This window comes from Ancylobacter pratisalsi (assembly GCF_010669125.1).
GTDB classification, from domain to species: Bacteria; Pseudomonadota; Alphaproteobacteria; order Rhizobiales; family Xanthobacteraceae; genus Ancylobacter; species Ancylobacter pratisalsi.
This window is the reverse complement of the sequence record NZ_CP048630.1, coordinates 526,143-539,818: the sequence shown is the minus strand read 5'-3', so window position 1 is coordinate 539,818 and position 13,676 is coordinate 526,143. Positions and strand designations below refer to the sequence as shown.

Here is a 13,676-nt window from a genome sequence, read left to right as displayed (position 1 = left end):
GGCGGGTTAGCCCTCTCCGGGTGGGAGCTTCTGAGCTCACTGGTAGCCCTTGGGGAACGGATCGGGCTCGATGAGGTCGGGCGTTTCGAACACCACCTCGAACTGACCGTCGACCAGGGCCTTGCCGACGCGGGTCTTCGACCAGAGGTGATGGTTCTTGTGGATCTTGACGTATCCTTCGGGAGCCTTGGTGAACTCGATGCCCGGCGAAGCCGCGGCGATCTTGTCCACATCGAAGCTGCCGGCCTTCTCGACCGTCATTTTCCAAAGCCAGGGGCCGAGATAGGCGGCCTGGGTGACGTCACCGATAACGGTCTTCTCGCCCCACATCTTCTTGAAGGCGGCGACGAAGTCCTTGTTGTTCGGGTTGTCGAGAGACTGGAAGTATTTCATGCAGCTGTAGGCGCCAGCGAAGTTCTCACCGCCGATGCCGTCGATCTCGTCCTCGGTCACCGAGATGGTGAGAAGCGTCTGCTTCGAGAGGTCGATGCCGGCCGCCTTGAGCTGCTTGTAGAACGCGACGTTCGAGCCGCCGACGACGGCAGCGTAGATCACGTCGGGCTTCTTCAGCTTGATCTTGTTGATTACCGAGTTGAACTGGGTGTGGCCGAGCGGGAAATACTCCTCGCCGACGACGGACGAGTCCTTGAGGTGCCCTTCGATGTGCTTACGCGCGATCTTCATCGAGGTGCGGGGCCAGATGTAGTCCGAGCCGATGAGATAGAACGTCTTGCCGTTCTTCTCGCGCTGCACCCAATCGAGGCCCGCGAGGATCTGCTGGGTCGCTTCCTGACCGGTGTAGATCACGTTCTTGGACTGCTCCAGGCCTTCATAGAAGGTCGGATAATAGAGCATGCCGTTGTACTGCTCGACGACCGGAAGCACGGCCTTGCGGGACGCGGAGGTCCAGCAGCCCATGATGGCCGCGACCTTGTCCTGCACCAGCAGCTTCTTCGCCTTCTCCGCGAAGGTCGGCCAGTCAGATGCGCCGTCCTCCTGGACATACTTGATCTTGCGCCCGAGCACGCCGCCCATGGCGTTGATCTGCTCGATGGCGAGCTTTTCGGCCTGCACCGAGCCGGTTTCGGAGATGGCCATGGTGCCCGTGATGGAGTGCAGGATGCCGACGGTGACTTCGTCGTCGGTCACCGCAAGTCCCGTGGTGTTTACATCCGCCGTTGCCGGCGTCTGGGCGTGCGCGGGAGTAGAGAAGAGGCCAGCTTGGGCAAGAAGAGGCACGGCCGGCAACGTAGCCATGCCCATCAGTAGCTTTCGGCGTGTGCTCGAAAACGTATTGGATTTATCATTGTTAGAAGACATACGATCCCCTCCACGGGTTTGACGTGGCCTCAACAAGCTTCTCGGTGTGCTTGCATTGTGTAGATCGTGGGGGGCGATGCCGCGACGCAGCAATACGTCGATTGACGTATAGGGGATTTCAGTCGCTCGGCTCACAGTGAATTAAATCATCGAGATACAGGTGCGTCCTGCGCCTGTATGTGTGTTCGCGCGCGCGTGCGCGTATATCGTACGTGAAGCGACCAGCTGGATATAGAAAATACATAGAAATTATGTGTGTTTAGCGAGGTGGCGTGCCGCATCGTCATGTATATGCGGCAATTAGTCTTAATTTCGAAGGGGTCCGGAGCGTCCTTGGGTCTTACGACTTTGTTGGAACGGTTTATGCTTGTGGAAGGGTGGTCCGAATGACCAGACCATTCGACGCAGTGCAGCAACGAGAAAAGTGCCTGGGAGGATAAACGCAAGCGGATGTCGAGCGTCGAGACGGCGAGGCGGAACCCTATGGCGGCGGAACAGAAGATCGTTCGTGTTCGACGCCAGTATAATCAGTGGGTCGTCAATGAGACGCTCGAGGATTATGCGCTGCGCTTCACGGCAAAGAGCGCCCGGCGCTGGTCTCCGATGCGCGTCGCCAACACCGCGCTGGGAGCGGTGTCTTTTCTCGCGCTTGAGGCGATCGGTGGCTCGATCACGCTGGCTTATGGCTTTCCGAATGCGGTTGCCGCGATTCTCGTCGTGAGCATCATCATCTTCGCGTCGGGTCTTCCAATCAGCTACTACGCCGCGAAGTTCGGGGTCGACATCGATCTGCTCACCCGCGGTGCCGGCTTCGGCTATATCGGGTCCACCGTCACGTCGCTGATCTACGCCTCCTTCACCTACCTGTTCTTCGCTATCGAGGCGGCGATCATGGCGCTGGCACTGGAGATGTGTTTCGGCGTGCCCATGATGGTGGGGTATTTCATCAGCGCGCTTGTCGTCATACCGCTGGTGACCCACGGCATCACCTTCATCAGCCGCTTTCAGCTCTGGACTCAGCCTTTCTGGCTGCTGCTCAATCTGATCCCCTTCGTCTTCATCTTCATTTATCATCGCCACTCCATCACGGGGTGGACCGAATATACCGGGCGGTTCGGTGCACCCGACGGATCGTTCGATCTGGTCATGTTCGGCGCCGCCTCAACAGTGGTGTTCGCCCTTGTTGCGCAGATTGGCGAGCAGGTGGACTTCCTGCGCTTCCTTCCGCGGCGGGCGCCCGGCGGCACGGCGTTCAAGCGCAACACTATCTGGTGGCTGTCGCTGCTTTCGGCGGGGCCGGGCTGGATCGTCCCCGGCGCCATCAAGATGCTTGCCGGGTCCTTCCTGGCCTACTTCGTCCTGACGCAGGGTGTGCCTCTCATTCACGCCGCTGAGCCGACCCAGATGTATCTGGCGGCTTTCAAGACCGTGCTGAATCCCGAGATGGCGCTCGTTTTCACCGGCGTCTTCGTGATCCTGGCCCAGCTCAAGATCAATGTGACGAACTCCTATGCGGGCTCGATCGCCTGGTCGAATTTCTTCTCGCGATTGACGCACAGCCATCCGGGACGCGTCGTCTGGCTGGTCTTCAACGTCACCATCGCGCTGATGTTGATGGCGCTGGGTATCTACAAGGTCCTCGAACAGATCCTGGGGCTCTACGCCATTGTTGCCGTGGCATGGGTCGCGGCGTTGGTTGCGGACCTCGTGGTGAACAAGCCGATGGGATGGAGTCCGCCCGGCATCGAGTTCAAGCGGGCACACCTCTACGATATCAATCCTGTCGGCGTTGGCGCGGTGATTGCCGGAACGCTGATCGCCGGCATCGCCTTCACCGGCCTGTTCGGGACGACGATCAAGGTGTTCGCGCCCTTCGTGGCGCTGGTGGTGTCCTTCGTTACCGCCGCCGGCATCGCCTTCGCGACGAAGGGGCGCTACTACATCGCGCGCCGCACGACCAAGAACTGGGATCAGCGGCTGACGATCAAGTGCTGCATCTGCGAGCACAAGTTCGAGCCGGAGGACATGGCGCATTGCCCCGTTTATGCGGGACCGATCTGCTCGCTGTGTTGCTCGCTCGATGCGCGCTGTCATGATCGATGCAAGGAGGATGCGCGGTTCCCGGATCAGATCCTCGGCGCGCTGAGGGCGACGCTACCCACCTGGATGGTGGCGCAGATCAACTCCCGCATCGGCCATTACATTGGCGTGCTATCGCTGCTGGGACTGGTGATCGGTGCCATTCTCGGGGTGATCTATTTTCAGGCGACTTTTGCTCCGGCGGCGCAGCGGGAGGCTATCGGGTCGACGCTGTTCACGCTGTACTTCATCCTGCTGATCATCGCCGGTGTCGCCGCGTGGCTGTTCGTGCTGGCGCAGGAAAGCCGGCGCGTTGCACAGGAAGAGAGCAACCGGCAGACGGCGCTGCTGATGCGCGAGATTGCGGCGCATAAGCGCACCGACGCCAAGCTTCAGCAGGCCAAGGAAGTCGCCGAAGCGGCCAATCTCGCCAAGAGCCGCTACGTTGTCGGAATCAGCCACGAGTTGCGGACACCGCTCAACGCCATTCTCGGCTATGCGCAACTGCTCGAGCGCGACACCTCCATTCCCGACCATCGCCGGGACGCTATTCGCGTGGTGCGACGGTCGGCTGAGCATCTCTCCGGTCTGATCGACGGCTTGCTGGACATCTCGAAGATCGAGGCCGGCCGCCTGCATCTGAACCGGGACGAGGTGCGGATCGCCGAGTTCCTCGACCAGCTTGTCGACATGTTCCGTCTGCAGGCGACGGCCAAGGGAATCGACTTCGTCTATGTTCGTCCCGAGCGTCTGCCGGCGATCGTCTATACGGACGAGAAAAGGCTGAGGCAGATTCTCATCAACCTGCTTTCGAATGCGATCAAGTTCACCGCGAATGGACGGGTGGCGCTGCGCATCGGCTATCGAAACCAGGTCGCCGAGTTCGAAGTCGAGGACACCGGAATCGGCATCCCGGTTGCTGACCACGAGCGCATCTTCGAGCCTTTCGAGCGCGGCGAGCGTGCCGGGACTTATTCGACGAGCGGCATCGGGCTTGGCCTCACCATCACCAAGCTGCTGACCGAGATCATGGGGGGAGAAATATCGCTCACCTCGAAACCCGGGTTCGGCAGCACGTTCCGCGTCAAGTTGATGCTCTCGGAGGTCTCCAATCCCACGCGCCCGGGGCCTATCCAGCATCGCCGTGTCGCGGGCTACACCGGACCGCGACGTACGGTGCTGGTGGCGGACGACGATGCGACGCATCGCGATCTGATGCACGAACTCCTGGTGCCTCTCGGCTTCACGGTGCTGTCGGCCGCCGACGGTGTCGCCGCGCTCGAAATGGTACGGCAGTGGGATCCGGATCTGTTGCTGCTCGATCTTTCAATGCCCGGCCTCAATGGCTGGGAGGTGGTTCGGCAGGTGCGCGATGAAGGGTTCGCGCGCATGCGTATCGTCATCATCTCGGCCAATGTCGGGGAGATCCACGGCAACGGCCTCGAGGCCAACCAGCTGGACGACCATATCGTCAAACCGGTTCAGCTGCGGGGCCTGCTGGAGAAGATGGAGAAGCTGCTCGACCTTGAGTGGATCGGGGAGGGCGAGGTCGCGGATCTCGCCACACAGACACGCGTGTCAGGCGCGCTGCAGCCGCCGTCTGGAATTCATATCGATGATCTGCTCAAGCTTGGTGAAATTGGCTATGTGCGCGGCATTCAGGCCAAGCTCAAGGAGATCGAGAACGCCTCGCCGGACAACGAGGCTTTCGTCTCGCATATGCGAGACCTGATGGAGACGTTCGATCTGAAGCAATACATGACCGTTCTGGAGGCGTTGCGCAGCAATGATGCATAGCGTGGAGCGCCGCGACATCATCCTCGTGGTCGACGATTCACCCGAAACACTGAGCCTTCTCACCGATGCGCTGGAAGCTGCCGGCGCGACGGTCCTCGTCGCGGTAGAGGGAGCCAACGCGCTCGCGCTCGTCGAGCGGATTACGCCCGACGTAATCCTGCTCGATGCCGTCATGCCGGGAATGGACGGATTCGAGACCTGTCGCCGACTGAAGCGCAACAAATCGGTCGCTCATGTGCCCGTGATCTTCATGACCGGCCTGTCGGAAACGGAGCAGATCGTGAAGGGGCTGGAGGCGGGAGGTGTGGATTATGTCACCAAGCCAATCTCGCCCGACGAACTGATCGCACGCATCCGCGTTCATCTCGCCAACGCCCGTCAGACTCACAGCGCCCGCGCCGCACTGGATGCCGCGGGCCGTTTCCTTCTGTCCGCCACACCTGACGGCCGCGTCTTGTGGAGCACGCCGCAGGCGACGGCGCTGCTCACCGCGATCACGGCATCCCCGGCCGGCGATAGCCTCATGCTCCCCGACACCGTGCGCCGCTGGCTCAGCAACCGTCGCAGCGAGACTAGCGGAATTGAGCCGAACGCTCTTGAACTGCCGATGGAAGGCTCGCCGCTGCGGCATCGCATCTCCTATGTCGGCCAGATAGGTCCTGAAGAGCTGCTGCTGCGGATTGTGGAGGACGATGGGCTGGCCCCCGAGCAGGTGCTGAAAGCCCGACTGAACCTCACCATCCGCGAGGCGGAGGTGCTTATGTGGTTGGCTAGGGGCAAGGCGAACCGGGATATCGGCGAGATACTGGGTCTTTCGCCGCGTACGGTTAACAAGCACCTGGAGCAGATCTACTCCAAGATCGGCGTCGAGAACCGGGCTGCCGCAACGGCACTGGCAGTGACGGCGCTCACGCCGAAATAATCCCTTCTGCCAGGCTGTTGGGTGGAACGTGCCCGTTGGGCCCGACGGGGACGTGTTCAGCTTGTTGCGAAGCTTTTGAAGGCGGCTGACTCTGCGTCAAAGTGGCGCGGATGTGTCACTAGTTTGAAATTTTCCTTAATTTCAGATCAAATAAGAAACAGATTCATTGCAAGGTGGGTAGCCGGGTATATATTCCGCCTATGGTTAAAAATTGCCGGGGAGGGCAATATGAGGCGTGAATTAACGGTGTTGGCATGTTCCGCTCTCATGGCGTTTGGTGCCATGGGCGGCACGGCGGTGGCCCAGCAGAGGGCCGCAGGTGAAGCGCTGCAGAAGGCGGTCGAGCGTACCTGCATCGTCGAGATCAGCTCCGCATCCGACGGCCAGCGGATTGAGCTGCAGAACCTCTGCTTCAATCCTCGCGCGGTGCGCATCAGCTGGGGCGACGGTCGCATATACGATTATTGCCTGAACAGCAGTGGTGACGTGCGCTACGTGGTCAAGCTCTCGTCGAACTACCAGCTGACACGTGAGCAAGACATCCTGCTCTGCCAGTAGGTGAGGCGCCCGTTCCGACGCGTGATCCCGTGCGTCGCCGAAGGTGAAGTTGAGAGCACGCCGTTCGAGCCCTGCTCCGGCGCGATCGATTCTGGTTCTGTGACGCTCGTTCGCTCAATAGGCCGCTCCCCCGGTCTAGGTGCGAGGCGTTCCATGTTGGGACAGATGTCGGCGGCGGTCTCATCGGCCAGAACCTGAAGCCCATGGGAGCATGGGCTCGGGTGCGGGCCTGGAGGGGTCCGAACCGCGGTGCCCCCTACCCATAAGGTCTCCCGCATCCATTGTCCGACAACCTCGCATACTCCCCAGCGCGTTCTGGCAGATCACCGGATCTCCCGGGCGATAGGGGTCTCCGGCGGATGCCGCGAAACGGCATGTCGCAAGACGGCGCCTCCTCAGGGCCGCAGCCTACTCTCCCGATGAATAAGACGCGCGGATTGAGCGGCCAAGCTCAATGCTCGGGACGTGGTTGCGCGGCACGACCGTCAGACCGGACAGCACTCCTCGTCATGCGCAAGTTTTTCCAGGCGCGGGAGGAGTCGCGAAGACCTTGCCGGCGCTCAGAGTCCCACGTTTCTAAGTGATGCCAGCGAGCGACACGAAGACACGACGCTGTGGGCGGTGCGCTTCGTTCGAGGGGCTTCATTCAAGGTAGGCGAGCCTAGCGAATCCTCACCCCGGGGCCGTGGTCGTCGGGCGGCAGAAGCATCACCCCGGCATCCTGCAAGGTGCGCACAAGGAGAGTTTCCGTGCCTCGATGCAGCACGTGTCTATGCCGCTCGAAGTCGCGAACGGTGCTGCGTGAAACGCCGGCGCGCACGGCCAGTCGCTCCTGCGTCCAATCCAGGAGGCCGCGTGCGGCACGGCATTGCTCAGGCGACAATTCCATCGCTCATGCCTTGCCTTCAGACCCGTAAATCAACCATAATGGGCGATATTACACAAGACTCTGACGATCTCAGCGCGGGAGGACTGCCTCACCAATGCCGATCGGCTCGTTTCTCCTCGTTGCGCTGCTCCTGCCGTTTGCGGGAAGCGTTGTGGCGGGGTTTCTTCCGACCAATGCGCGCAATACCGCCGCGACTCTGGCCGGAAGCATCGGCTTGGCAGGCAGTGCAATTCTGGCCTGGCTGTACATCAGCGTCGCGGACGAGGTGCCAATTCGGTTCACGCTGGATTGGCTTCCCATGCTGGGGCTCGACTTCACCCTTCGGCTGGATGGGCTCTCGTGGCTTTTCGCGATCCTGATTTCGGGCATTGGGGCGCTGGTTGCGCTCTATGCCCGCTATTACATGTCGCCCGACGACCCGGTGCCGCGCTTCTTCTCGTTTCTGCTGGCGTTCCAGGGCTCGATGATCGGCGTCGTGATCTCGGGGAACCTGGTGCAGTTGGTCTTCTTCTGGGAGCTGACCAGTCTCTTTTCCTTTCTGCTGATCGGCTATTGGCACCACTCCGCGCCCGCCCGCGATGGCGCGCGCATGGCGCTGATCATCACGGCGAGCGGCGGCTTGTGCCTGTTCGTCGGCGTCATGCTGCTCGGTCGGATCGTCGGCAGCTACGACGTGGACGAGGTGCTCAATTCCGGTGCCCTGATCCGGGGCAGTGATCTTTATGTGCCCGCGCTGGTGCTCATCCTGCTCGGTGCCTTCACCAAGAGTGCGCAGTTCCCGTTCCATTTTTGGCTGCCGCATGCGATGGCGGCGCCCACCCCGGTGTCGGCCTATCTGCACTCCGCAACCATGGTGAAGGCGGGCATCTTCCTCATGATCCGGCTTTGGCCGGTGATGGCGGGCACCGATAGCTGGTTCTACATCGTCGTGCCGGTGGGGCTCACGACGCTCCTGCTCGGCGCGTTTGCTGCTATTTTCCAGCAGGATCTCAAAGGCTTGCTGGCTTACTCGACCATTAGCCATCTAGGCTTGATCACGCTGCTTCTTGGTCTTGGCAGCCAACTGGCGGCGGTGGCGGCGATCTTCCATACGCTCAACCACGCGATCTTCAAGGCGTCGCTGTTCATGGCCGCCGGCATCATCGACCATGAGACCGGCACGCGCGACATGAGGCGGCTGAGCGGGCTCTACCGCTACATGCCGATTACGGGCACGCTGGCCATGGTCGCGGCGGCGTCGATGGCGGGTGTGCCGCTGCTCAATGGGTTCATTTCCAAGGAGATGTTCTTCGCTGAGGCCGTGGCCAATCATACCGGCTCGCTGCTGGATGACAGCCTGCCTTACTGGGCAACGCTCGCCGGCGTTTTCAGCGTGACCTATTCGATGCGCTTCATTCTCGGCGTGTTCTTCGGCCCCCCGCCGATCGATCTTCCGCGTCGTCCGCACGAGCCGGCGCACTGGATGCGGTTCCCGATCGAGTTCCTCGTGCTGCTGTGCCTGATGATCGGCATCGTGCCGGGGCTGACGGTCGGTCCCTTCCTGGCGACGGTGATCCGCTCGGTCATCGGCACCGGCATGCCGGCCTTCAGCCTCGCCCTGTGGCATGGGTTCACGCTTCCCCTGCTGATGAGCTTCATCGCGCTGCTGGGCGGAATTGCTCTCTATTTCGCCTTGCGTCCCTATCTGCGTAGCGGGATCGAAGGACCGCCGGTGATCCGCGAGCTGAAGGGGCAGCGCATCTTCGAGAAGGTGCTGGTCACCATTTCCTGGCAATGGGCGCGGGCCGCCGAGGCGGTGTTGGGCACGCGGCGGCTGCAGCCGCAGATGCGGCTCGTGCTCGCGCTGGCGATCGTGGCGGCGGCCACGCCCTTCTTCGGCAATTTGGTGGAAGCCGGCACGCTGCCTGGCGCGCCCATAGAGCCCGCGTTCATGGTGGTGTGGGTGATCGGCATCGCCTGCGCGATCGGTGCGGCCTACCAGGCGAAGTATCACCGTTTCGCCGCGCTCGTGCTGCTGGGCGGCGCCGGGCTGGTAACCTGCGTGACGTTCGTCTGGCTCTCGGCGCCAGACCTCGCCGTGACCCAGCTTCTGGTGGAGATCGTCACCACCGTGCTTCTGCTGCTCGGTCTGCGCTGGCTGCCCAAGCGCATCGAGGAAGTCTACCCGAGCCGGCCGCCCCTGAGCACGCTGGTACGCCGCTATGCCGATCTCGCCATTGCTTGCGGCGTTGGCGCGGTAATGGCCTTCCTTTCCTACAGCGTGATGACGCGCCCGCTCTCCTCCAACGTCTCGCGATTCTTCGTCGAGAATGCCTATAGCGAGGGGGGTGGCAGCAATATCGTCAACGTCATCCTGGTCGACTTCCGCGGGTTCGACACGATGGGCGAAATCGTGGTGCTGTGCCTCGCCGCGCTTACCGTCTTTGCGCTCCTGCGTCGGTTCCGGCCGGCGCCGGAGAGCATTGAGATCCCGGAGCAGCAGCGCATTCAGGACGCCTTCGACGATGCCGAGCCCTCGCGCGCGCCGGGCGACACGCTGACCGACTATCTGATGATCCCGCGCCTCATCATGAACTGGCTGTTCCCCGTGATCGGTGTCCTGGCGGTCTATCTCTTCATGCGCGGACACGACCTGCCGGGTGGCGGCTTCGCGGCCGGCATCACCCTCTCCATCGCCTTTGTGGTGCAGTACATGGCGAATGGGACGCGGTGGGTGGAGGATCATCTGCGCGTGCTGCCGCTGCGCTGGATGGGGCTCGGCCTGCTGACCTCGGTGGCGACGGGCCTTGGTTCCTGGTGGTTCGGGTACCCGTTCCTCACCTCGCACTTCCAGTACGTCGAACTTCCGGTGATCGGAAAGATGCCGGTCGCGAGTGCCTTGCTTTTCGATCTCGGCGTATTTGCGCTGGTCGTGGGGGCGACCGTGCTCATCCTCATCGCGCTGGCCCACCAGTCGCTGCGTGGGTCGCGCTCGGCCCAGACTTCGGAGGCCGAGCGATGGAAGTGATGCTCGCCATCGGCATCGGTGTGTTCGCCGCCTCCGGCGTGTGGCTTCTGCTGCGTCCGCGCACCTATCAGGTGATCATCGGCCTGTCGCTGATCTCCTACGCGGTCAACATCTTCATCTTCAGCATGGGGCGGGTGAAGATGGACGCGCCGCCGGTGCTGACACCGGGAATTGTCGCGGATCCCGCCAAGCTGGCCGATCCCGTGCCGCAGGCGCTGGTGCTCACGGCCATCGTCATCGGTTTCGCCATGACAGCTCTGTTTCTGGTGGTGCTGCTCGCCGCGCGCGGACGCACCGGAACCGACCATGTGGACGGGCGGGAGGTGGAGTGATGGGCGATGCGATCCGCCATCTCGTCATCGCGCCCATCCTGCTGCCGCTCGCGGTGGGCGCCTTCATGCTGCTGCTCGACGAGCGCCGGAGACTGACCAAGATCGCGCTCAGCCTCGCCACCGTGCTGGCCGTGCTGGTCATGGCGATTGCGCTGGTGGTCCACGTCGATACGCCGTCGGGCGACCGCTGGTCCTCGCTTATCGTCTATCCGCTGGGCAACTGGCCGCCGCCCTTCGGCATCGTGCTGGTGGCGGACCGGCTGTCGGCGCTCATGGTGCTCGTCACCGCCGTGCTGGGATGCGCGACGCTTCTTTTCGCTATGGCGCGCTGGCACAAGGCGGGGCCGCGTTTCTACACTCTCTTCCTGCTGCTGCTGACAGGGCTGAACGGTGCGTTTCTCACCGGCGACCTGTTCAACCTGTTCGTTTTCTTCGAGATCCTGCTCGCCGCCTCCTATGGGCTTGTGCTCCATGGCTCGGGCACCGCGCGGGTGAAGGCCGGCCTGCACTACATTCCCATCAATCTCGTCGCGTCCTCGCTGTTCCTTATCGGCGTGAGCCTGATCTACGGCGTCACCGGAACGCTCAACATGGCGGATCTGGGCCGGCTGGTGCCCACGCTGCCGGACGACACGCGCGTTTTCTTCGAGGCCGGGGCTGCGGTGCTGGGGGTGGCCTTTCTCGTCAAGGCCGGCATGTGGCCACTGAGCTTCTGGCTGCCGACAACCTATGCCGCCTCCTGCGCGCCGATCGCCGCAATGTTCGCGATCATGACCAAGGTGGGCATCTATGTGATTCTGCGGCTGTTCCTGCTGTGCTTCGGGGACGGGGCGGGGGCTTCCGCGGATTTCGGTGCCGAGTGGCTCTACTATGGCGGCATGGCAACCATTGCCTTTGGCGGCATCGGGGTGCTGGCCTCGCAGTCCATGCAGCGCCTGGGCGGCTACAGCGTTCTGGTGTCCTCCGGAACGTTGCTCGCCGCCATAGGAACCACCAACAGTGCGGTGATTTCCGGTGCGCTGTTCTACCTGGTGACCTCGACCTTCACCATCGGCGCCTATTTCCTGCTCGTCGAGTTGATCGAGCGCGGACGTCAGGCGGGCGCGGATGTGCTTGCGGTCACGATGGAAGTGTTCGGGGATCCGGAAGAGGACATCGAGGAGGAGGAGGAAGAGGTCGGCGTCGCCATTCCCGCTGCCATCGCCGTGCTGGGCGGTGCCTTCCTCGCCTGCACCGCGCTGCTCGCCGGCATGCCGCCGCTCTCGGGTTTCATCGCCAAGTTCGCGATGCTGTCGGCGCTGATCAATGAGGCGGGAGACATTCCTCCCTCGCATTGGGCCCTGGTCATTCTGCTGATCCTGTCCGGTCTTGCGACGCTGATCGCCATGACCCGTACCGGCATGCGCACGCTCTGGGGGCCTGATGAGATCGCGATTCCGCGGGTGAGGGCGATCGAGGCGATGCCGGTCGCGGCGCTTCTGCTGATCTGCGTGTCGATGACGGTGCTGGGTGGTCCTGCCATGCGCTACATGGAAGCGACCGCGCAGTTGCTCTACTGGCCGCAGATTTATGCCCAGGACGTGCTGGGCGCGGCCACTCCGGTGGTGCCCGCGACGGGAGGCCAGCCATGAACGCGCTGCGCCGGATCATTCCCTATCCGCTGCTGTTCCTGGCGCTGCTCGCGATGTGGATGTTGCTCCAGCAAAGCCTGTCGCCGGGCCAGTTCATCCTTGGAACCATTGTCGCGCTCGGCGGGTGCTGGGCGATGGTGGCGATGCGCCCCGAGCCGACGCGCATTCGCAGGATCAGCGCGGCACTCCGTCTTGCCGGCCGGGTTTTCGTGGATGTGTTCCGCTCCAATCGGGCGGTCGGAACCATCATTCTGGGTGCCAGCCACCGGCGGACGCATGCCGGTTTCATGACGCTGCGCCTCGACCTCACCAATCGCTACGGGCTCGCGGTGCTGGCGATCGTGATGACCTGCACGCCGGGCACGCTGTGGGTGCACTATGACCCGGTCAAGCGCACGCTTCTGCTGCATGTCCTTGATCTCGTGAACGAAAGTGACTGGGTGCGACTGATCAAACTGCGTTACGAGATACTGTTGCTGGAGATCTTCGAATGAATGCGATGATCCTCGCCTGGTCGCTCACCATCGCGCAGATCTTGCTCGGGCTGGCCATGGTCTGCGCCGCTATCCGTTTTACGCGGGGGCCTCGCGCGCAGGATCGCGTCCTCGGTGTTGATACGTTCTACATCAACGCCATGCTGCTTTTCGTCACCATCGGCATTGGCAGTGGGCGGACCCTGTATTTCGAGGCGGCGCTGATCATCGGCCTGCTTGGCTTCGTCGCCACGGTGGCGCTGGCGAAGTTCATCATGCGTGGCGAGGTGATCGAATGAGCGGCGCGCCCGACTTGCCGCTGTGGGCGGCGCTGCTGGTGTCCTTCCTCGTGCTGTCCGGCGCCCTGATCACCCTGATCGGTTCCGTGGGGCTGCTGAGGCTGCCCGATTTCTATGCCCGCACCCATGCCCCCTCGCTCGGCGCGACGCTTGGCACCGGGTGCATCCTGATCGGGTCCATGATCGCCTTCAGTGTGCTGCAGACCCGGTTTCTGGTGCACGAGCTGCTGATCGCGGCCTTCGTCACGCTCACCACGCCGGTCACACTGATGCTGCTCGCCCGCGCCGCGCTCTATCGCGATCGCGTCGAGCGCACCGGCTCGGCCCCCGACACGGATCCGGAGCCGACCGAGTTAAGCTAAGTCCTTG

Annotated in this window: 11 protein-coding genes; 9 read left to right on the top strand and 2 right to left on the bottom strand. The window is 62.6% G+C overall.

From position 1 onward, the window contains the following. Positions 1-36 precede the first annotated feature (36 nt). Positions 37-1,320 (bottom strand): urea ABC transporter substrate-binding protein, encoded by a 1,284-nt coding sequence (gene urtA, locus G3A50_RS02665; protein ID WP_163073815.1) that lies wholly within the window; start codon positions 1,318-1,320, stop codon positions 37-39. A gap of 483 nt (positions 1,321-1,803) precedes the next feature. Between urtA and G3A50_RS02660 the strand changes: the two genes are divergently transcribed. The 3 genes from G3A50_RS02660 (at position 1,804) to G3A50_RS02650 (ending at position 6,676) form a co-directional block, all read left to right on the top strand. Then, positions 1,804-5,196 (top strand): hybrid sensor histidine kinase/response regulator, encoded by a 3,393-nt coding sequence (locus G3A50_RS02660; protein WP_163073814.1) that lies wholly within the window; start codon positions 1,804-1,806, stop codon positions 5,194-5,196. After that, positions 5,186-6,118, top strand: a complete 933-nt coding sequence (locus tag G3A50_RS02655) for a response regulator transcription factor (protein ID WP_163073813.1) — start codon at positions 5,186-5,188, stop codon at positions 6,116-6,118. The genes G3A50_RS02660 and G3A50_RS02655 overlap by 11 nt, the downstream gene beginning before the upstream one ends. Positions 6,119-6,346: 228 nt before the next feature. Beyond that, a complete protein-coding gene (locus tag G3A50_RS02650) occupies positions 6,347-6,676 on the top strand; it encodes a hypothetical protein (RefSeq protein WP_163073812.1) in 330 nt (109 codons plus the stop codon). Between the two features lie 661 nt (positions 6,677-7,337). Here G3A50_RS02650 and G3A50_RS02645 read toward each other — a convergent pair. Then, positions 7,338-7,565, bottom strand: coding sequence for a helix-turn-helix domain-containing protein (locus tag G3A50_RS02645; protein ID WP_163073811.1), 228 nt, complete (start codon positions 7,563-7,565; stop codon positions 7,338-7,340). Positions 7,566-7,659: 94 nt separating this feature from the next. Between G3A50_RS02645 and G3A50_RS02640 the strand changes: the two genes are divergently transcribed. Genes G3A50_RS02640 through mnhG form a run of 6 tightly spaced genes read left to right on the top strand, consistent with a single transcriptional unit; the run spans position 7,660 to position 13,669 of the window. Continuing rightward, positions 7,660-10,572, top strand: coding sequence for a monovalent cation/H+ antiporter subunit A (locus G3A50_RS02640; protein WP_163073810.1), 2,913 nt, complete (start codon positions 7,660-7,662; stop codon positions 10,570-10,572). After that, positions 10,563-10,904 (top strand): Na+/H+ antiporter subunit C, encoded by a 342-nt coding sequence (locus G3A50_RS02635; protein WP_163073809.1) that lies wholly within the window; start codon positions 10,563-10,565, stop codon positions 10,902-10,904. Before G3A50_RS02640 ends, G3A50_RS02635 begins: the two co-directional genes overlap by 10 nt. Beyond that, positions 10,904-12,535 carry a monovalent cation/H+ antiporter subunit D gene (locus G3A50_RS02630; protein ID WP_163073808.1) on the top strand — a complete coding sequence of 544 codons (1,632 nt, stop codon included), beginning with the start codon at positions 10,904-10,906 and terminating at the stop codon, positions 12,533-12,535. The genes G3A50_RS02635 and G3A50_RS02630 overlap by 1 nt, the downstream gene beginning before the upstream one ends. After that, on the top strand, positions 12,532-13,029 hold the full coding sequence (locus G3A50_RS02625) for a Na+/H+ antiporter subunit E (RefSeq protein WP_163073807.1): 498 nt from the start codon (positions 12,532-12,534) through the stop codon (positions 13,027-13,029). Before G3A50_RS02630 ends, G3A50_RS02625 begins: the two co-directional genes overlap by 4 nt. Next, positions 13,026-13,307, top strand: a complete 282-nt coding sequence (locus G3A50_RS02620; protein ID WP_163073806.1) for a K+/H+ antiporter subunit F — start codon at positions 13,026-13,028, stop codon at positions 13,305-13,307. Before G3A50_RS02625 ends, G3A50_RS02620 begins: the two co-directional genes overlap by 4 nt. Beyond that, the gene (mnhG, locus tag G3A50_RS02615; protein WP_163073805.1) at positions 13,304-13,669 is read left to right on the top strand and encodes a monovalent cation/H(+) antiporter subunit G; all 366 of its coding nucleotides are present in this window, start codon (positions 13,304-13,306) and stop codon (positions 13,667-13,669) included. The genes G3A50_RS02620 and mnhG overlap by 4 nt, the downstream gene beginning before the upstream one ends. The last annotated feature ends 7 nt before the right edge of the window (positions 13,670-13,676 follow it).

What these genes read in the sequence shown, in the direction of transcription:
- urtA (WP_163073815.1), bottom strand. Translation starts at nt 1,320, where the DNA reads ATGTCTTCTAACAATGATAAATCCAATACGTTTTCGAGCACACGCCGA.
- G3A50_RS02660 (WP_163073814.1), top strand. Translation starts at nt 1,804, where the DNA reads ATGGCGGCGGAACAGAAGATCGTTCGTGTTCGACGCCAGTATAATCAG.
- G3A50_RS02655 (WP_163073813.1), top strand. Translation starts at nt 5,186, where the DNA reads ATGATGCATAGCGTGGAGCGCCGCGACATCATCCTCGTGGTCGACGAT.
- G3A50_RS02650 (WP_163073812.1), top strand. Translation starts at nt 6,347, where the DNA reads ATGAGGCGTGAATTAACGGTGTTGGCATGTTCCGCTCTCATGGCGTTT.
- G3A50_RS02645 (WP_163073811.1), bottom strand. Translation starts at nt 7,565, where the DNA reads ATGGAATTGTCGCCTGAGCAATGCCGTGCCGCACGCGGCCTCCTGGAT.
- G3A50_RS02640 (WP_163073810.1), top strand. Translation starts at nt 7,660, where the DNA reads ATGCCGATCGGCTCGTTTCTCCTCGTTGCGCTGCTCCTGCCGTTTGCG.
- G3A50_RS02635 (WP_163073809.1), top strand. Translation starts at nt 10,563, where the DNA reads ATGGAAGTGATGCTCGCCATCGGCATCGGTGTGTTCGCCGCCTCCGGC.
- G3A50_RS02630 (WP_163073808.1), top strand. Translation starts at nt 10,904, where the DNA reads ATGGGCGATGCGATCCGCCATCTCGTCATCGCGCCCATCCTGCTGCCG.
- G3A50_RS02625 (WP_163073807.1), top strand. Translation starts at nt 12,532, where the DNA reads ATGAACGCGCTGCGCCGGATCATTCCCTATCCGCTGCTGTTCCTGGCG.
- G3A50_RS02620 (WP_163073806.1), top strand. Translation starts at nt 13,026, where the DNA reads ATGAATGCGATGATCCTCGCCTGGTCGCTCACCATCGCGCAGATCTTG.
- mnhG (WP_163073805.1), top strand. Translation starts at nt 13,304, where the DNA reads ATGAGCGGCGCGCCCGACTTGCCGCTGTGGGCGGCGCTGCTGGTGTCC.